The organism is Alphaproteobacteria bacterium PA2 (assembly GCA_002256425.1).
Lineage (GTDB): Bacteria > Pseudomonadota > Alphaproteobacteria > Caulobacterales > Caulobacteraceae > Phenylobacterium.
Window position 1 is genome coordinate 1,219,363 of the sequence record NKIZ01000001.1, and the last position, 17,452, is coordinate 1,236,814.

Consider the following 17,452-nt stretch of genomic DNA (forward strand, 5'->3'; position numbering starts at 1 on the left):
GGTCTTGGCCTGGGGAAGAGGGCATTAAAAAAGGCCCGCTGGGGGCCCGGTTGCAAGCGACCTTTCACGGACTGGCATCAGTCCGCGGCGGGTCGCCTTACGAGTACGAGGGTCTGACGCAAAGGTCTTCTCCGAAAACTAAGGCCCTTGAAATGCCATGCCCCGCAGGGGCCGTCAACCCGCTGGCGGGGGGTTGAATTCACCCAATCCAAAAATTGAGGGCCTCAAGCTGGGCTGCCGGGTCAAGGTCGGTGATCCGTGGCCAGTCCGCCATCTGACCCCGGGCCCAGGTGGTCTGCCGTTTGGCGTATCTGCGGGTTTCCATCTGGGCGGCCGCGATGGCGGCCTCCAGGGTGAGGTCCCCCCGTAGATGGGCGGCCAGTTCCTGATAGCCGACGGCCTTCAGGGCAGGCAGGGCCGGCGGCAGGCCTCGGGCGGCGAGGGCTGCAACTTCCTGCAGGGCCCCTGCCAGAACCATGTTTTCGAAGCGGGCGTCGCACCTCGCATAGAGGGGCGCCCGGGGCGGTTCAAGGACCACCCCCCGCCAGGAACCGGCAGGCAGGGCGCCAGTATTGTCTGCCTGCCAGTCCGTGAGGCTGCGTCCGGTCCCGGCCCATACCTCCCAGGCCCTGGACAGGCGCTGGCGATCCCGGGCCATGATGCGCGCCTCTGCGTCGGCATCCACCGCAGCCAGCCGGGCGCGGAAGGCCTCCTCACCCATGGCGTCATACTCAACATGCACCTGATCCCGGATTCCGGGGGGGAGGGAAGGCATTTCGGCCAGACCCTGGGTCAGGGCGCGGAAATAGAGGCCGGTGCCGCCGACCACCACAAAGGGCCTGTCCTGCTCGAGTATGGCGTTGGCGGCCGCCTGCCAGCGTCCGACCGACCAGCCGTCGGCCGCGTCCGCCACGCCCACCAGATGGTGCGGAACAAGGGCGAGTTCCTGGCGGGAGGGGGCTGCGCTGAGGATGGGCAGGTCGGCATAGAGCTGCAAGGCGTCAGCGCCGATGATGTCAGCGCCCAACTTCTGGGCCAAAGCCAGGGCCAGGGCCGACTTGCCGCTTGCCGTCGGACCGGCGATCAGCCAGATGCGGGGCGTCATGCAGATCGCTCTCACCCTTGTCGGTCCGAACGCCGACCTCGTCACCGCCGCCATCGGCGATATCACCCCACGGCTCGCAGCGCTGGGGGCCCGCGTCAAGGAGCCAAGAACCCTTGGACCCGGCGCGGTGGATCTTTTGCTGGAGGGCGGCGAGGTCGCAGTGCTCCGGGACGAGGTGAACAGGACCCTCGGCGAGCGCCCTATCGACGCCTGCGTCCAGCCCTGGGAGGGCCGTCGCAAGGGCCTGCTGATCGCCGACATGGACTCCACCATCATCGGCTGCGAGTGCCTGGATGAACTGGCGGACTTTGCCGGAGTGAAGGATCAGGTCTCCGCCATCACCGAGCGTGCCATGCGTGGCGAGCTGGAATTCGACGCCGCCCTGCGTGAGCGGGTGGCCATGCTGAAAGGCCTGTCCATCGACGCCCTTCAGGCGACCTATGACCAGCGCGTTCAGCTCAATCCCGGCGCCCGGACCCTGGTGCGGACCATGGCCCATCACGGCGCCCGATGCCTGCTGGTCTCGGGAGGCTTCACCTTCTTTACCGAGCGGGTGGCTGCAGCGGCGGGCTTTCACGGCCACAGGTCCAACACCCTGATCGTCGAGGGCGATCGCCTGACCGGGCAGGTGGCTGATCCCATTCTCGGTCGGCAGGCCAAGCTGGATTCCCTTCTGGGCGAGGCGGCGGATCTGAAACTGGATTCCTCACGCACCATGGCCCTGGGCGATGGCGCCAACGACCTGGCCATGATCGAGGCGGCGGGGCTTGGCCTGGCCTATCGCGCCAAGCCGATTGTAGCGGCCCAGGCCGACGCCAAGCTGGACCATGCAGATCTGACGGCGGGGTTATACTTCCAGGGCTATCGGTTCGAGGACTTCATCATCGACTGATCGCCCATTGGGTGTTTTCTCTGGCCTAACGCCCGCATGTTCGGTCATGGCTTGAGGGCAAAGAGGAGACACGCCCAATGATGTGGCTGAACATGATCGGCGCTGCAGGGACGGCTGTCCTGGGCTTTCTGGGCCTGATCTTCCCTGACCGCGCGGCCAATCTGGTCAATCTGCGGGCGGTCACCCCGGCAGGCATGTCTGAGTTCCGCGGCACCTATGGCGGGCTGTTCCTGGCCATGGGCGTCATACCCCTGATCAGCCGCAATCCAGGCTTCTTCGCCTTCGCGGGCATACTCTGGGCCGGCATAGCCGTCGGTCGCGCCATCTCGATCTTCGCCGACCGCGCCGGAACCCGGGCCAACTGGGGCGCTCTGGCGTTCGAGGCCGTCATGGCCTTCGCCCTCCTGGCCTAGCGCTTCCCTTTCCGCCAGCGCTCGGCGGCCTCGGCCCGGGCCTCGGCCTTGACCTGTTTCACTGCACCCCTGTCGACCTCTTCGCCTGGCGCCGTCAGGGCGTCGTTGGCGAATTCCAGGTCCATGAGCTTGAGACGCTTGATCTCGTCCCGAAGGCGGGCGGCGGTCTCGAATTCCAGATCGGCGGCGGCCTGACGCATCTTCGCTTCGAGGTCGCGGAGGGTCGCCTTGAAATTGTCTCCCAGGAAGGGCTTGGACTCTTCGGCGACGGCCGAGACCTCCTGCATCCGCCGGTCCTTCTCATAAGGACTGGCCAGGATTTCCTTGATGCTGGACTTGATGCTTTCCGGCGTAATGCCGTGCAGGGCGTTATAGGCTTCCTGCTTCTCCCGGCGCCGGCTGGTCTCGGCCATGGCCCGTTCCATGGAACCGGTGATCCGGTCGGCATAGAGGATGACCTTGCCGTCCACATTCCGCGCCGCCCGGCCGATGGTCTGGATCAGGCTTGTCTCTGACCGCAGGAAACCTTCCTTGTCGGCATCGAGAATGCCGACCAAACCGCATTCAGGAATGTCGAGTCCTTCCCGCAGGAGGTTGATGCCGATCAGGATGTCGAAGGCGCCAAGCCGCAGGTCGCGGATGATCTCGATCCGTTCCATGGTGTCGATATCGGAGTGCATGTAGCGGACCTTGAGGCCCTGCTCGTGCATGTACTCCGACAGGTCCTCGGCCATCTTCTTGGTGAGGACGGTGATCAGGCAGCGATAGCCCTTGGCGATGGTCTCGCGGGCTTCGGCGATGACGTCGTCCACCTGGCTGTGATTGTCCTTCGAGACCGGGCGGACCTCCACGGGCGGGTCGATAAGGCCGGTGGGGCGGATGACCTGTTCGGCGAAGATCCCCTGCGCCTTCTCCATTTCCCAGGGACCCGGCGTCGCCGAGACACTGATGGTGTCGGGGCGCATGGCCTCCCACTCCTCGAACTTGAGGGGGCGGTTGTCGAGACACGAGGGCAGGCGGAATCCGTATTCCGACAGGGTGAACTTCCGACGGTAGTCGCCGCGGTACATGCCGCCGATCTGCGGCACGCTCTGGTGGCTCTCGTCGATGAAGAGCAGGGCGTTGTCTGGAATGTATTCGAAGAAGGTCGGCGGCGGCTCGCCGGGGCGGCGACCGGAGAGATATCGGCTGTAGTTCTCGATGCCGGCGCAGGAGCCCGTAGCCTCGATCATTTCCAGATCAAAGGTGGTGCGCTGTTCCAGGCGCTGGGCCTCCAGCAGCTTGCCGTTCTCCACCAGCCAGGCCAGGCGCTCCTTCAACTCGGCGCGGATGTTGATGATGGCCTGGTTGAGGGTTGGCCGGGGGGTGACGTGGTGGCTGTTGGCGTAGACCTTCACCGAGGTCAGGTCGGCGGTCTTCTTGCCGGTCAGGGGATCGAACTCGGTGATGGTCTCGATCTCGTCCCCGAACAGGGAGATCCGCCAGGCCCGGTCTTCATAGTGGGCGGGGAAAATTTCCAGACTGTCCCCCCGGCGGCGGAACATGCCGCGCTCGAAGGCGGCGTCATTGCGCTTGAACTGCAGGGCGACCAGGTCGGCCATCAGCTTCTTGTCATTGACCTTCTGGCCCACCTCCAGGGTGAAGGTCATGGCGGTGTAGGTCTCGACAGAGCCTATGCCGTAGATACAGGACACCGAGGCGACGATGATCACGTCATCCCGCTCCAGGACCGCCCGGGTGGCCGAGTGGCGCATCCGGTCGATCTGCTCGTTTATGGACGAGTCCTTCTCGATATAGGTGTCGGTGCGCGGGACGTAGGCCTCGGGCTGGTAATAGTCGTAATAGCTGACGAAGAACTCGACGGCGTTCTCGGGGAAGAAGGCCTTGAACTCGCTGTAGAGCTGGGCGGCCAGGGTCTTGTTGGGCGCCAGGATCAGGGCAGGGCGCTGGGTCTGTTCTATGACCTTGGCCATGGTGAAGGTCTTGCCCGAGCCAGTAACCCCCAGCAGGACCTGATCGGACTCATGGCCCTCCAGTCCGGCCACCAGTTCAGCAATGGCCGTGGGCTGGTCGCCTGCCGGTTCATAGTCACTGACCAGTTTGAACCGGCGTCCGCCTTCCGACTTCTCCGGCCGCGAGGGACGGTGAGGCGTCCAGAGCATGGGCATGGACTCGGACGGGTCGTGATCGAACATCGCCGAAATGTCGGTGACGCCGGATGTGGACGAACTGGGCATGCCTAGAACCTAGGATCGAACCGGCGCCGATACTAGGGGCGCCTGCTGACAGGGTGTGGCGGCAGTGCGCCATTCGGCTTGAAGTCTTCAGCCTTCAGGCTTCTATGAATTGGCGTCGAATGTGGTCGGCGGTCCAGGGTTTGTTGCATGCGCCGATGGTCCAAATCTGATTTGAAGACCCTCATGGCCAAGGCGACGCCGCTGCGGTCGGGCGACCAGCTGGCGGGGCTGGCCGCGACATCGGCTGAAGAGTCGATCACGGCGAAGATGGCTCTGGCGGACCAGCCGCTGACGCGGTTCCTGAACGAGCCACTCGTCCCATATGAGGCAGACGAAGTCACCCGGCTCATCCTGGACACCCACGATCGGGAAGCCTTTGCGCCCATCTCGACCATGTCCGTGGGAGAGTTCCGGGACTGGCTGCTGTCCGACGCCGTGGATGAGGCCGCCCTGAAGTCCGTCGCGCCGGGTGTTACCCCTGAAATGGCGGCCGCAGTTTCCAAGATAATGCGCAATCAGGATCTGATCCTGGCGGCCTCCAAGGTCAGGGTGGCGACACGGTTCAGAAGCACGGTGGGCCTGCGCGGACGACTGTCCAGTCGACTGCAGCCCAATCATCCAACCGATGACCCGGCGGGAATTCTGGCGTCCATGGTCGATGGCCTGCTGCTTGGATCCGGTGACGCCGTGATCGGGGTCAATCCGGCCAGCGACAATCTGCAGGTCCTGGGCGGACTGGTCGAAATGATGGCTGAAGTCATTGCCCGGTTCGAGATCCCGACCCAGTCCTGTGTCCTGACCCACGTGACGTCCAGTCTGGCGCTCATCGAGCAAGGTCGGCCGGTAGACCTGGTCTTCCAGTCCATTGCCGGAACCGAGGCGGCGAACACCGCCTTCGGGATCAACCTCAGCCTGCTGAATGAGGCCAACCTGGCTGCGCGGGAACTGAGGCGTAATCCCCATGGCGGTCAGGTCATGTACTTCGAGACAGGGCAGGGGACTGCACTTTCTTCCGGCGCACACCATGGAGTGGATCAGCAGACCCTCGAGACGCGGGCTTATGGTGTCGCTCGCGCATTTGATCCCTTTCTCGTCAACACCGTCGTCGGTTTCATCGGCCCGGAATACCTCTTCGACGGCAAGCAGATCATCCGCGCAGGTCTCGAGGACCACTTCTGCGGAAAGTTGCTCGGCCTGCCGATGGGCTGCGACGTCTGTTACACCAACCACGCCGAGGCCGATCAGGACGACATGGATGTCCTGCTGACCCTTCTGGCAGCGGCCGGGGTCAATTTCATCATGGGCGTGCCCGGGGCCGACGACGTCATGCTGAACTACCAGTCCACGTCATTTCACGACCTGCTTTATGCCCGGCAGGTTCTGAACCTGCGTCCGGCGCCGGAGTTCGAGGCCTGGCTGGCCAAGGTGGGTCTCACGGATGACAAGGGGCGGCTTTCAGCGCCCAGACCGGGCCATCCCCTGCTTCAGGTCCTGAAATGACGGATGACGTCGAAAAACCTCAGGCCTTGCCCAGGCTGACGGCGGCCCGCATCGGGCTTGGCCGGACCGGCGCCAGCCTGCCCACCCGAGCGGTTCTCGACTTCGCCCTGGATCACGCCCGCGCCCGGGACGCCGTCCACGCGACGCTTGATGTGGAAACCCTTGGCGACCAGGTCCGAAGGCTGGGATTTGAGGCGCTGAGCGTCACAAGCGCAGCGCCTGACCGGCATACCTATCTCTCCAGACCGGATCTCGGCGCGAGACTTTCCCCGGCTTCCCATGCAGCACTTTCGGACCTGAGCGGGTCCGGACCTGACCTGACCATCGTGCTGGCCGACGGACTCTCGAGCCGGGCGCTCGATCATGCGGGCAGTCTACTTGCTGAACTGAAGTCAGCCATGGTCCCGGACAGTTGGATCGTTTCGCCCGTCGTGATCGCGACTCAGGCGCGGGTCGCCCTCGGAGACGAAGTCGGCGCCAGTCTCGGAGCGTCCATGGTGCTCATCCTGATCGGCGAGCGGCCCGGCATGTCGTCTCCGGACAGTCTGGGCGCCTATCTGACCTGGAATCCCGTGGTCGGCCGCTCCAATGCGGAGCGCAATTGCGTCTCGAACATCCGGCCGGCAGGACTGAAGCCGGAGGATGCAGCCAGGACCATCTTCTGGCTCATGAAGGAGGCGCGACGCCTCAAGCTGACCGGGGTCGAGCTGAAGGACCTGAGCGGACTTGGGGCTATTTCTTCTTCCCGGGCCTTGCCTTGAGCGCGGCGGCGTAGGCGGCTTCCAGTTCCTGGAAACTCATTTCCCCCTCTTTGACCTTGACGCCATTGAACATGAAGGTGGGCGTTGAGGTGATCCCGGTGTCAATGTTCGCCTGGACCCGGGCGGTAAGGGCGTCGAGGGCCTTCTGGTTCTGCAGGCAGGCGCCTACGGCGTCTTCGCTCAATCCTACGGCCTTGCCTGCCGCCATGATCGGCCCGCGGAGGTCCTGGGTTTCATAGATCCGGGCCTGACGACGGAACATGTCGTCGACCACCTGGTAGTATTTCGAAGGGGGCACGCAACGGGCGAGCATGAAGCCAGCGACCGCCACCTGCTCCGGGGGCGTTATGAACTCGTGGAGCACATAGGCGACCTTGCCGGTGTCGATGTACTTCGCCTTGAAGGCCGGGAAGACCTTGTTGTTGAATTCGGCGCAATGGGGGCAGCTCAGGGATGCGTACTCATCCATGCGAACCTTTGCCTTTGGATTGCCGAGAATTATGACGTCCGAAGCCGGTGTCGGCGGCTTCCGCGGTGCGGGCTTTTCAGCAGCCTCCGCAGGCAGGGTCAGAGCGAACAAGAGCGCAAGGCCGAGAGAAAGTGCACGCACGGCGAAATCCTGTGGTTTGAACCGTTGCAGGACACTGCACGCAGGCGACTTGTCAATCTCAAGGATGATCAGTGCGCCGTCGTCATGACGGCAATGGCGGCGGCAAGAGTCAGAATTGCGAAGAAAAGCGTGAATACGGCCTTCAGGCCCATGGGAGGCTCCTACTGTAGGTAGCCCTTCTGCCAAGCGTCTTCCCGTCCTGCATGACGCACTTGGACTAGACCGGGAACCATTGCCAGGCCACGACGATGGGTGTGACCCTGATCCCACAATCGCATGAAATTTATGCTGCAGTGCGGCATGGGGTTGCGAATCTCTCCTGTTACGGGCATACACAGTTCAACTTCGCCGAAGCCTACGCCCCAACCTGTCCGGGGTAGGCCCGTCGCGGAGCGCCGCCAGCAAGAGCAGGGGCGCCGAGCGACAACGATGTCTGGGGGCGTTTCGCCCTCGCCACACGGGACGCTACTCTTTGTTAAATAACACCCAAACCCGCGCCGATAGGCGTGCGGTGAGCCGGGCTGTTTTGCTGGGATCTGCGGTCGGACTGGCGCTGGGCGGCGCCTATCTGGCTGGCGGCATGGCACGCAGCGCGACAGACCACACAAGAGCAACGCGGCTCGCCAGCGCTGCAACAGAGGGCTTTTCAGAAGCTGTGCTGCTGCGGACGGCAGCCGCCATGGATCCGGGCGTCGTTCGTCTTGCCCGGCCTTTTGACACCCAGGGTTCCGCCCGCTCCAGCGAGCAGGATCGCAAGATGGCCATTCTCGAGGCCAGCCTGCGACGGCATGAACCTGACAGCGGCGCCATGGACATGCCCCGGGTCCTTCGGGTCTCGTACTCAGCGCCAGCAGCGCCTTTCCGGCTGGTGGGCGCCCTTGAATCCTCCCGCGAGCTCGATTGCCTGACCCAGGCCGTTTATTACGAGGCCCGTGGTGAATCCGCAGCCGGGCAGGCAGCAGTGGCGCAGGTCGTTCTGAACCGCGTCCGCAGCCCGATTTTTCCGAAGACGGTTTGCAGCGTCGTCTTCCAGGGCGCGGCGCGCAGCACCGGATGCCAGTTCTCATTTGCCTGTGACGGATCCCTCCGCCGGGGCCGCGAGCCAGTGGCCTGGCGGCGCGCTCAGGCCGTTGCCGCTGACGCCTTGTCTGGCGTCGTCATGGCGGCCGTTGGCAATGCGACCCACTATCACAACCTGACTGTGTCTCCGAACTGGGGCGCCAGCCTTCTCAGGGTCGCCCAGGTAGGGTCACACCAGTTCTACCGTCCGGGCTACAATGCCGCGCGCGGCCTGGTCGGTGATCTCCCCAACATGACGGCTCAGCCCATGGCGCCGGAGGCCGAGGCGCCTGACCTGCGTATGGCGTCCCTGGTTCTGGTGGAGAGCCCGGCCAAGACGGCCGGCGTCGGCGGTCCCATGGTCGCCGGACCTGAGCCGGCTTCTGCGCCGGCGGATCAGAAGCCCACAGCGGGTGAAGCCGGCAAGGCGCATACCGAGACTTCGCCTCAGCCCGCAGGGTCCTCGAACTAGCCCCTCGCCATGCGTCGCAGGGCCTGGGGGGCCTGCCCGTAGGCGCGGACAAAGGCGCGGCGCATGCGCTCGGTATCGCCAAATCCGCTGCTGCGGGCCACCTGGTCCATGGGCTCTGCGCTGCCCTCGACCCGTTCCCGGGCGACTTCCAGCCTCAGACGCTCGACCGCCTTTGCCGGCGTCATCCCGGTTTCGGCTGTGAAGGCGCGCGCAAAATTGCGCGGGCTCATTGCGGCCTGATCAGCTAGGCGGTCCACGGTCAGGGCTTGGGAGATGTGGCTGCGCATCCAGTCGAGCAGGGTGGCGAAACGGCCCTCGGGTCCGCCCATCTCTATCAGTGCGGAGAACTGGGACTGCCCCCCGGGGCGTCTGTGGTAGACCACGAGCTGCTGGGCCACGCTTCTGGCGACATCCTCTCCGAGGTCTTCAGCTATCAGGGCCAGGGACATGTCAATTCCCGCAGTGATCCCTGCCGATGTCCAGATTGCGCCATCGCGGATATAGATGCGGTCGGCCTCCAATCTTACCTTCGGATAGCGACGGGCGAAGTCCACAGACCTTACCCAGTGGGTCGTCGCACGCTTGCCGTCCAGAAGTCCGGCCTGGGCGAGGACATAGGCGCCTGAGCAGATGCTGGCTGTTCGTCGGGCGGTCGCGGCCTGTCTTCTCACCCAGGCAATGAGGGTCCTGTCCAGGGCGGCCGAACGGGTGCCTTCGCCACCTGCAATCAGGATTGTATCGAAGGTCTGCTCGCTCAAAGGCTCGGCAATCATTCTGGCGCCCGAAGAGCTGACGACCTCGCCAGGCGTGACCGCCATGATCTTCTGGACATAGGACCCCGGTGCATAAGCCTCCGCGATCTCAAACGCGGAAATCGGCCCCGCAGCATCCAGCAACTGGAAGTCGGGAAAGATCACCATGCCCAGGGAGCGTGTCATGTCAGAAAGTGAGGGAAACTTGTCATTTCAGCCGAACCCTATTCGTATCATTGTGCACGCGTCAAATGCGGAGATTGACCCATGAGCCAGCTCGACATCGTTTTCGTCCTCTACCCCGAAGTGACCCATCTGGACTTCACGGGACCGCATCAGGTCCTCTGCCGCGTGCCCGGCGCCCGGGTGACTGTGGCCTCCATGGGCGGTGTCGATATTGTCGGCGATGGCCTGACCTTCACTAACCTTTCCGACCTGAGGGAGGTGACCGCCTGCGACATCATCTGCATTCCGGGCGGTTTCGGGACCACTGCGGCCATGCTGGACGAAGCCTTCATGGCCGAGGTCACCCGGTTGGCCAAGGGCGCCAAGTACCTGACCAGTGTCTGCACGGGTTCACTGATCCTGGCCGCGACAGGCTTGATCGGCGGGCGCCGCGCGGCCTGTCACTGGGCCTGGCGCGAGCTCCTGACGCCCTTTGGCGTGATCATTGACGAAAGCCGGGTGGCCCGTGACGGCAATCTGATCACCGGCGGCGGCGTCACGGCGGGGCTGGACTTCGCCTTTACCCTGGCGGCGGAACTGGCTGGGGAAACCTTCGCCCAGTCCCTGCAACTGGGTCTGGAATACGCCCCGGCGCCGCCGTTCACCTCTGGGCGCCCTGAAACGGCGCCGCCTGAAGTTCTGGCCGCCATGAGGGCCGCCATGGATCCGGCGGCAGGAGGGCGTCGGGAGGCTGCGCTCGAAGCAGCGCGGCGTCTGGGACTGGGTTAGACGCGCCGCCTATGGACACCGGACCCTGGCTGAAGTCAGATCATGCAACCCTGATCTCGGGAAAATGGAAGCTCGCATGACTGAAAACGCCAGGGCGCCGCTTGAGGACTATCGGCTGCCCGTAAAGATCAAGCTGGCCCTGATGTGGACGGCTCTGATGTTCCTCTACATCTATAATGACTATTTCAGCCTCTATCTGCCCGGCACGATCGCTGACATGACGGCCGGTCGTATGGGCCCGTTGGGTCCTGCAACGCCACAAATTCTGATCGGGGTCTCGATCATGCTAGCGACGCCGTCCCTGATGATCGTCCTCTCGGCTGTCCTGCCGCCTGTGATCAGTCGATGGCTGAATGTCCTGCTGGGCGGCGTTTACACGGCGATCCAGGCGATGACGTTTCCCGGATCACCCCCGTTCTACCAGATCGTGGTCGCCCTTGAGGTCGCCCTTACAGTCGCGGTGATCTGGACGGCGCTGAGGTGGCCCCGAACCCCGAACTAGACGGCGTCCAGTCCGATATCCAGGACCGGCGCCGAATGGGTCAGGGCTCCGACGCTGATCACCTGGACGCCTGTCTCGGCAATGGCGCGGACCGTGATCAGATTAACCCCGCCCGAGGCCTCAAGGGTCACTGCGCCCTTCGCTATCGCCACAGCGCTCCGCAGGTCTTCCAGACTGAAATTGTCCAGCATGACCACATCAGGTCGATGAGGCAGGGCTTCCTGCAACTGGATCAGGCTGTCGACCTCAACCTCGATCTTTGTCAGATGGCCCGCAAACGCCCTGGCCCGGGTCAAGGCCTCGCCAACACCGCCGCAAGCGGCCACGTGATTGTCCTTGATCAGGATGGCGTCATCCAGCCCGAAGCGGTGATTGACGCCGCCACCACAGCGAACGGCGTACTTCTCAAGATGGCGAAGGCCGGGCGTGGTCTTTCGCGTATCCACGATCCGCGCGCCGGTTCCGGCGACGGCGTCCACATAGGCCCGGGTCAGGGTTGCAACGCCAGACAACCTGCCCAGAAGGTTCAGGGCCGTCCGCTCGGCCGAAAGCAGGGCGCGGGCCTGGGCTGATACCCTCGCCAGGACGGTTCCCGGTTCCAGGAGTCCGCCGTCTTCCACCAGGGTTTCAAATCGGGCCGATGGATCCATGGCGAGAATGGCCAGCCGGGCGCAGGCCAGTCCGGCTGTGACACCTTTCCCCCGGACGGCGAACACGGCATCGAGGCGAGCCTCAGGCGCTATGCAGGCCATGGCCGTTATGTCGCCGGCGCGGCCGAGGTCTTCAGCCAGGGCTGCACGGACAACCGGTTCGATCAGCAGGTCCGGAAGGGGCGCGATCATGCCGCAAGGCTCTCCATGACGCCGCCCTTCAAGGTTATCAGGGTCCGGGCTGGCGGAATTTGTCCGGGATAGTCGCTGCGATAGTGTCCGCCCCGACTTTCCCGGCGCGACAGGGCGCAGGCGGCGACCAGACGTGCAGAGACTAGAGCTCCGCACAGACCATGAACAGCCTCAAGCCTGTCAATCAGGGCCAGCAGACGAAGCAGGCCGTCCGCATCGCGAAGCACGCCTGCATCGCGACTCATCGCCTGACGCAGGTCCTGGAGGGCGCTGTCAGGCAGAGCATTGAGCAGGATGCGTTTCAGGCTCTTGGCAGCCGCTGTCGGGATGCGGTTGGCGGCTGCTCGGCCCGCGCGGGACCCGAATACGGCAGCCTCCACCAGAGAGTTCGAGGCCAGTCGGTTGGCCCCATGGACACCCGTAGAGGCGCATTCTCCCGCAGCGAACAAGCCCGGAAGGGTTGAGGCTCCCTCCGCATCCGTGACGATCCCGCCCATGTGATAGTGGCAGGCCGGGACCACAGGAATGGGTTGGGTGCGGGGATCAACGCCCCCTGACATGCAAGCTGCAAAGACCGCCGGGAAGGCCTCGGGAAAGTGATCGCCTACAGCCTGCCGGGCGTCGAGAAAAGCGCCTCGGCCAGCCGCCCGTTCGGCGTGTATGGCCCGGGCCACCACGTCCCTGGGGGCGAGCTCAGCGTCCGGATGGTAGGCCGCCATGAAGGTTTCGCCGACGCTGTTGATCAGTCTGGCGCCCTCGCCACGCAATGCTTCGGTGGCCAGGGGCGCAGGATCACGGCCGATGTCGATCGCGGTGGGGTGAAACTGCACGAATTCCGGATCGCCGATCTGGGCGCCCGCCAGGGCGGCCAGGGCCAGGCCATCGCCCTGCAGTTCTGCTGGTGTGGTGGTGACGCCATAGAGCCCGCCAATACCGCCGGTCGCCAGAATGACGGCGTGACCGGTGATCTCGATCAGGCGGCCATCCATCTGGACGACAACGCCGGCGATTGCGCCGGAAGTCTGCTGCAGAAGCCCCCGCAGGATAGCGCCGCTCCGGACTTCAACATGGCCGGAGGAGAGGACGGCCTTGACCACAGCGTTCATGATACCGCGCCCGGCCTGATCACCCTTCACCCGGGCGACCCTGGCCCGGCTGTGGGCGGCTTCCAGGCTTTGGGCGAAGTCTCCGTCTTCAGTCCGGTCAAACGGCGCGCCGAGATCCGCCAGGTGGCGGACCGCCTCGGGCCCCTCCGCCGCCAGCAGGGCCGCCATGGCTGGATCGACCAGACCGGCACCCGCCTGGACCGTATCTTCGGCGTGCAGGGAAGGGCGGTCATCTGCACTCAGGGCCGCCGCCATACCGCCCTGGGCCCAGGCGGATGAGCAGCCCTGGGCCAAAGGCGCGCCGGTCAATACCAGGACCCGCGAAGGCGCGGCCGCCAGGGCGGCGGACAGACCCGCCAGCCCCGCGCCGACAATAATCACGCCGTCGAACTGACGCCGTTCGGCCATCAGATCAGCTCCACGTCGACATGGTGGCGCGCCTTGACCAGATCATACCGCGCCGGAACCAGTGGCGGCGGCAGGTCGACCATGCGCTGCACGGCCAGTCGCGCCCGCTCGGCTATGGCCGGGTCGACCGTCACTTCATACTGGTCGTGCAACAGGGCCTCGTAGATGTTTTCCAGGCTGATCCGCTTCATGTGCGGGCACAGGTTGCAGGGGCGGATGAACTGGGTGTCGAGGGCGTCGGCAGCCACATTGTCGGCCATGGAGCACTCGGTGATCAGCACCACCTGTTTGGGCTTCCGCGTCAGGACGTAATCATTCATCGCGGCCGTTGAGCCGGTGAAGTCAGAAGCTTCGATGACCTCTGTCGGGCATTCCGGGTGCGCCAGGATCTCGGCGCCAGGATAGGCCGCCTTGAGGTCCCTTATGTCATCGGCATTGAAACGTTCGTGGACTTCGCACCGACCCTTCCAGGCGATGATCTTGATCTCAGTCTGCCGGGCGACATTCCGCGCCAGGAATTCGTCCGGGATCAGGATGACCCGATCTACGCCCCACTCCCGCGCGACGTGCTCAACCACCTGAACGGCGTTGGCGCTGGTGCAGCAGACGTCGGTCTCGGCCTTAACGTCGGCGGTGGTGTTCACATAGGTTACCACGGGCAGGCCGGGGAACCGTTGCTTGATCAGCCTGACATCGGCGCCGGTGATGGAAGACGCCAGGCTGCATCCGGCGCGCAGATCCGGGATCAGGACGGTCTTGTCCGGCGACAGGATCTTTGAGGTCTCGGCCATGAAGTGAACGCCGGCCTGGACGATGATGCTGGCGTTCGACCGTGCAGCTTCCTTTGCGAGGCCCAGACTGTCGCCCACGAAATCGCCCACTCCGTGGAAGATTTCCGGCGTCATGTAGTTGTGAGCCAGAATGACCGCGTTCTTTTCCCGCTTGAGACGGTTGATCGCCTCGATAAGGGGAGCCTGAACCCGCCATTCCATCGGCGTGATGTGGGTTTTGACCTTTTCCCAGGCCGCATGGGTCGAGGCCTCAACCTCGGGCGTGAACGTCAATTGTACCACGGGGTCCTCCATATGCTCACAGTGAGCAAATCACCCGCCTCAAAAAAGCGCCTGGGATTTTTGTCCTTTGGCGCCGCAGATATGCTCGAATTGAGCAAAACTGTCCTGAGGAGATATAAACCTGTGTCTGACGGACGCCAAGACGTTTTTTTGGCCAAGGTCCGGGGCAGTATGGCTGCTCGGTATGGTAAGGCCATGTGCTGACGGCAGAGGAAGTCCGAATCCTGTTTCTTTCCCGACAACTTGTGGCCTTGACCGTACTCGTCCTGGTGCTTGTCGGGTGCTCCCCTCAGGCAACCCGCAAGTCTGGTGAGGACCTGGCGCGTGACGCCTATCCGCAGCCCTTTTCAGAGTCCTGGCTGGACCGTGAGACGGCGCACATGTCGGTCAGCGCCCTGGCGCTGGCGGCGCGACACACCCCAGGTCGGCGTACAGACTTCTGGGGACGACCCACCGGGTGGGCGGTTCTGGATCTCTCAAAGGCTCCGGATCTGGGCTTCATGCTGGATCCGACCCCGGACATCGCCGAGGACATCAATGCCCTGCGACCGTTCTCGACCCTTCCGATCCTTCCCATGCGCCCCTTTGTCCTGGCGGCCTCCATGGACGATACGGCCCGGGCCCTGACCTGTCTGACCCAGGCCGTCTATTATGAGGCCGGGCAGGAGCCGAAACTCGGACAGGAAGCCGTCGCCCAGGTCATCCTGAACCGGCTGAGGCATCCAGCCTATCCCAAGTCGATCTGCGGCGTCGTCTATCAGGGGGCTTCAAGATCCACGGGGTGCCAGTTCACCTTTACCTGTGATGGCTCCCTGGGCAGACCGCCCGATCCACTGATCTGGCGCCAGGCGGAGGCTGTGGCCCGTCAGGCCCTTGGCGGCCATGTGGTCAAGGAGATCGGGACAGCCACCCACTATCATGCCGGCTATGTCGCGCCGTACTGGGCGCCAACCCTGGTCAAGATGGTTCGTATCGGGCAGCACATCTTCTACCGCTGGACTGGCCCTGGCGGCCAACCGGCGGCCTTCAAAGGGCGGTATGCCGGTGCGGAATTCTATGTTTCCCCCGACATACTGGGCAGTCTGGACGCGCGCACCCAGGGCCTGTTCAATCCGGAAGTCCAGGGCGTTCCTGCCGGTCGGCAGGTCACCCTCGGCGTGGCCGGAGACGTGCGGACCTATACGGTCGCGGACCCGCTTGCCGTAGATGGCGAGCGGACACGGGTTCAAGGCGCCCTGATTCCAAGTCGACGCAAGCCGACGCCGGATGAAATCCGCCAGATCAACGCCGCCCTTGAGAAGATCGAGAAGGGCGAGGCCGATGCGGCGACAACGACAGCGCCCCAGCCCTGATCCACCCGAAGGTGAACGGGGCGTTAGGACTCTCGTGATACGGACCCTCGACGTTTGACCTTGGGGGGCTCCATGTCCGATTCAAATTCCGGCCGCGTTTCCAGCCATAATCAGGGTCGCCGGAGGCTGGTTCTCGGTCTTGGCGCCAGCTTCCTTGGACTTGCAGCCGCCCTGGCCGAAGACATTCCCGGGCACGCTCCCGCCCAACATTCCGCTCCGGCCAGGAAGAAGGCCAGGGCGCCGGCAGCCCGCTCCGCCCAGGCGTCCCATGCAGCGCCTGTAGAGCAGGCGCCCCAGGCCGCCCACGTGGTCGAAGCCGGCCTCGATCCGGAAGTCGCCATGAGCCGGCTGATGGATGGCAATGTGCGTTACATGTCGGGCTTCGCGACCCATCCGAACCAGGAATTGTCGCGGCGGGCTGAAGTCGCCAAGGGCCAGAAGCCCTTTGCCTCCATCCTGGCCTGCGCCGACAGCCGGGTCGCCCCGGAAATCCTCTTTGACCAGGGGCTGGGCGACCTGTTTGTCGCCCGCGTCGCCGGCAATGTGGTTGATGACGCCATCCTGGCATCCCTTGAGTACTCGGTCATCCACCTTGGCTCGACCCTGATCATGGTCCTTGGCCATGAACGCTGTGGCGCGGTGAAGGCGACCATAGACGCCCTGGACGGTCATGGATCTGAAGAGGATGTCGGCACCAAGATCGGCGCCCTTGCGGCCCTGATTGCACCGGCCGTGGGCGCTGTTCCCAAGGGCGCCAGCGATCGCCTGGACTCTTCGGTGTCCATGAACGCCGCCATGACCGCCGCAGAAATCTTCGCCCGCAGCCCGCCGCTTCGCTCGCGGGTCCTGGCCGGGAAACTCAAGATCGTCGCAGCCCGCTATGACCTGGATGACGGACGGGTTACCCCCGCTCGCAGCTAGACCCCGAAGGCGTCTGGATAGACGACAGTCAGGGGCTGATCCAGGGCGCCCGGCTCAATGGCCTTCGCCATAAAGGCTGGTGAGCCGGAAAAGGCGCACTTCAGGTTCCTGGCTGCTTCTGTGCTGAACCCGAACCTTGGGTAATAGGCTGGGTGTCCCAGCAGGATGACTGCGGCGGCCCCAAATTCCTTTGCGGAATCGAGGCCGGCGCGGATCAGCCGCCCCCCGGTTCCGCATTTCTGCAGGTCAGGCCTCACCGAGACCGGCGCCAGAGCCGCATAGAGGTTAAGGCTGTCGGCCCACATACGACTGAACAGTATGTGGCCAACCAGGGTTTCGCCGTCGATTTCAACCAGCTCGAACATGGCGTCGCCGTCGGCTCGCAGACGCTCCACCAGATCGGCCTCATCGGTGCGCTCAAAGGCGGCCGCGACCACATTGCGGATGGTCGGGTGATCGGAAGGCTTTGCATAGCGGATCATGCCGCAAGCAT

At 64.3% G+C, this 17,452-nt stretch carries 17 protein-coding genes; 9 read left to right on the plus strand and 8 right to left on the minus strand.

Annotated elements, in window-relative coordinates; translation table 11 throughout:
• Positions 1-199: 199 nt before the first annotated feature.
• Positions 200-1,105 (minus strand): tRNA (adenosine(37)-N6)-dimethylallyltransferase MiaA, encoded by a 906-nt coding sequence (locus CFE28_05930; protein ID OYU69577.1) that lies wholly within the window; start codon positions 1,103-1,105, stop codon positions 200-202.
• Between CFE28_05930 and serB the strand changes: the two genes are divergently transcribed.
• Both serB and CFE28_05940 read left to right on the plus strand, forming a co-directional pair.
• On the plus strand, positions 1,104-1,997 hold the full coding sequence (gene serB / locus CFE28_05935; protein OYU69578.1) for a phosphoserine phosphatase SerB: 894 nt from the start codon (positions 1,104-1,106) through the stop codon (positions 1,995-1,997). The two genes, CFE28_05930 and serB, sit on opposite strands and share 2 nt — an antisense overlap.
• 77 nt (positions 1,998-2,074) lie before the next feature.
• Entirely contained in the window at positions 2,075-2,410 is a 336-nt protein-coding gene (locus CFE28_05940; GenBank protein ID OYU69579.1) for a hypothetical protein, read from the plus strand.
• Here CFE28_05940 and CFE28_05945 read toward each other — a convergent pair.
• Positions 2,407-4,647 carry an excinuclease ABC subunit B gene (locus CFE28_05945; protein ID OYU69580.1) on the minus strand — a complete coding sequence of 747 codons (2,241 nt, stop codon included), beginning with the start codon at positions 4,645-4,647 and terminating at the stop codon, positions 2,407-2,409. The genes CFE28_05940 and CFE28_05945 overlap by 4 nt on opposite strands.
• A 147-nt stretch (positions 4,648-4,794) precedes the next feature.
• On the opposite strand from CFE28_05945, the gene CFE28_05950 reads away from it, so the two are divergent.
• A complete protein-coding gene (locus CFE28_05950) occupies positions 4,795-6,147 on the plus strand; it encodes an ethanolamine ammonia lyase large subunit (protein ID OYU69581.1) in 1,353 nt (450 codons plus the stop codon).
• Positions 6,144-6,908, plus strand: a complete 765-nt coding sequence (locus CFE28_05955) for an ethanolamine ammonia-lyase (GenBank protein OYU69582.1) — start codon at positions 6,144-6,146, stop codon at positions 6,906-6,908. The genes CFE28_05950 and CFE28_05955 overlap by 4 nt, the downstream gene beginning before the upstream one ends.
• Here CFE28_05955 and CFE28_05960 read toward each other — a convergent pair.
• Positions 6,880-7,377 (minus strand): disulfide bond formation protein DsbA, encoded by a 498-nt coding sequence (locus CFE28_05960; GenBank protein ID OYU69583.1) that lies wholly within the window; start codon positions 7,375-7,377, stop codon positions 6,880-6,882. The two genes, CFE28_05955 and CFE28_05960, sit on opposite strands and share 29 nt — an antisense overlap.
• A 721-nt stretch (positions 7,378-8,098) precedes the next feature.
• Here CFE28_05960 and CFE28_05965 point away from each other — a divergent pair.
• Positions 8,099-9,049, plus strand: a complete 951-nt coding sequence (locus CFE28_05965) for a cell wall hydrolase (protein OYU71580.1) — start codon at positions 8,099-8,101, stop codon at positions 9,047-9,049.
• Here the strand turns inward: CFE28_05965 and CFE28_05970 are convergent.
• The gene (locus tag CFE28_05970; GenBank protein ID OYU69584.1) at positions 9,046-9,987 is read right to left on the minus strand and encodes an AraC family transcriptional regulator; all 942 of its coding nucleotides are present in this window, start codon (positions 9,985-9,987) and stop codon (positions 9,046-9,048) included. The genes CFE28_05965 and CFE28_05970 overlap by 4 nt on opposite strands.
• Positions 9,988-10,068: 81 nt before the next feature.
• Here CFE28_05970 and CFE28_05975 point away from each other — a divergent pair, with 81 nt between their 5' ends.
• Both CFE28_05975 and CFE28_05980 read left to right on the plus strand, forming a co-directional pair.
• Positions 10,069-10,755, plus strand: coding sequence for a thiamine biosynthesis protein ThiJ (locus CFE28_05975; protein ID OYU69585.1), 687 nt, complete (start codon positions 10,069-10,071; stop codon positions 10,753-10,755).
• 76 nt (positions 10,756-10,831) lie between these two features.
• Positions 10,832-11,257: a hypothetical protein gene (locus tag CFE28_05980; GenBank protein ID OYU71581.1), complete on the plus strand. Its 426-nt coding sequence runs from the start codon at positions 10,832-10,834 to the stop codon at positions 11,255-11,257.
• Here the strand turns inward: CFE28_05980 and nadC are convergent.
• Genes nadC through CFE28_05995 form a run of 3 tightly spaced genes read right to left on the minus strand, consistent with a single transcriptional unit; the run spans position 11,254 to position 14,698 of the window.
• Positions 11,254-12,099 carry a nicotinate-nucleotide diphosphorylase (carboxylating) gene (gene nadC, locus CFE28_05985; GenBank protein OYU69586.1) on the minus strand — a complete coding sequence of 282 codons (846 nt, stop codon included), beginning with the start codon at positions 12,097-12,099 and terminating at the stop codon, positions 11,254-11,256. The genes CFE28_05980 and nadC overlap by 4 nt on opposite strands.
• On the minus strand, positions 12,096-13,613 hold the full coding sequence (locus tag CFE28_05990; protein ID OYU69587.1) for an L-aspartate oxidase: 1,518 nt from the start codon (positions 13,611-13,613) through the stop codon (positions 12,096-12,098). Before CFE28_05990 ends, nadC begins: the two co-directional genes overlap by 4 nt.
• A complete protein-coding gene (locus CFE28_05995; GenBank protein OYU69588.1) occupies positions 13,613-14,698 on the minus strand; it encodes a quinolinate synthase in 1,086 nt (361 codons plus the stop codon). Before CFE28_05995 ends, CFE28_05990 begins: the two co-directional genes overlap by 1 nt.
• A 185-nt stretch (positions 14,699-14,883) precedes the next feature.
• Between CFE28_05995 and CFE28_06000 the strand changes: the two genes are divergently transcribed.
• Positions 14,884-16,038 carry a cell wall hydrolase gene (locus CFE28_06000; protein ID OYU69589.1) on the plus strand — a complete coding sequence of 385 codons (1,155 nt, stop codon included), beginning with the start codon at positions 14,884-14,886 and terminating at the stop codon, positions 16,036-16,038.
• Between the two features lie 72 nt (positions 16,039-16,110).
• Positions 16,111-16,959 carry a carbonic anhydrase gene (locus CFE28_06005; GenBank protein ID OYU69590.1) on the plus strand — a complete coding sequence of 283 codons (849 nt, stop codon included), beginning with the start codon at positions 16,111-16,113 and terminating at the stop codon, positions 16,957-16,959.
• On the opposite strand, the gene CFE28_06010 is transcribed toward CFE28_06005, so the two are convergent.
• A complete protein-coding gene (locus CFE28_06010) occupies positions 16,956-17,441 on the minus strand; it encodes a hypothetical protein (protein ID OYU69591.1) in 486 nt (161 codons plus the stop codon). The two genes, CFE28_06005 and CFE28_06010, sit on opposite strands and share 4 nt — an antisense overlap.
• Positions 17,442-17,452 lie beyond the last annotated feature (11 nt).

Coding starts and splice junctions, on each gene's coding strand:
- nadC (OYU69586.1), bottom strand. CDS start 12,099: ATGATCGCGCCCCTTCCGGACCTGCTGATCGAACCGGTTGTCCGTGCA.
- CFE28_05995 (OYU69588.1), bottom strand. CDS start 14,698: ATGGAGGACCCCGTGGTACAATTGACGTTCACGCCCGAGGTTGAGGCC.
- CFE28_05980 (OYU71581.1), top strand. CDS start 10,832: ATGACTGAAAACGCCAGGGCGCCGCTTGAGGACTATCGGCTGCCCGTA.
- CFE28_05960 (OYU69583.1), bottom strand. CDS start 7,377: ATGGATGAGTACGCATCCCTGAGCTGCCCCCATTGCGCCGAATTCAAC.
- CFE28_06005 (OYU69590.1), top strand. CDS start 16,111: ATGTCCGATTCAAATTCCGGCCGCGTTTCCAGCCATAATCAGGGTCGC.
- CFE28_06010 (OYU69591.1), bottom strand. CDS start 17,441: ATGATCCGCTATGCAAAGCCTTCCGATCACCCGACCATCCGCAATGTG.
- CFE28_05975 (OYU69585.1), top strand. CDS start 10,069: ATGAGCCAGCTCGACATCGTTTTCGTCCTCTACCCCGAAGTGACCCAT.
- CFE28_05945 (OYU69580.1), bottom strand. CDS start 4,647: ATGCCCAGTTCGTCCACATCCGGCGTCACCGACATTTCGGCGATGTTC.
- CFE28_05965 (OYU71580.1), top strand. CDS start 8,099: ATGGCACGCAGCGCGACAGACCACACAAGAGCAACGCGGCTCGCCAGC.
- serB (OYU69578.1), top strand. CDS start 1,104: ATGCAGATCGCTCTCACCCTTGTCGGTCCGAACGCCGACCTCGTCACC.
- CFE28_05970 (OYU69584.1), bottom strand. CDS start 9,987: ATGACACGCTCCCTGGGCATGGTGATCTTTCCCGACTTCCAGTTGCTG.
- CFE28_05955 (OYU69582.1), top strand. CDS start 6,144: ATGACGGATGACGTCGAAAAACCTCAGGCCTTGCCCAGGCTGACGGCG.
- CFE28_05930 (OYU69577.1), bottom strand. CDS start 1,105: ATGACGCCCCGCATCTGGCTGATCGCCGGTCCGACGGCAAGCGGCAAG.
- CFE28_05990 (OYU69587.1), bottom strand. CDS start 13,613: ATGGCCGAACGGCGTCAGTTCGACGGCGTGATTATTGTCGGCGCGGGG.
- CFE28_05950 (OYU69581.1), top strand. CDS start 4,795: ATGCGCCGATGGTCCAAATCTGATTTGAAGACCCTCATGGCCAAGGCG.
- CFE28_05940 (OYU69579.1), top strand. CDS start 2,075: ATGATGTGGCTGAACATGATCGGCGCTGCAGGGACGGCTGTCCTGGGC.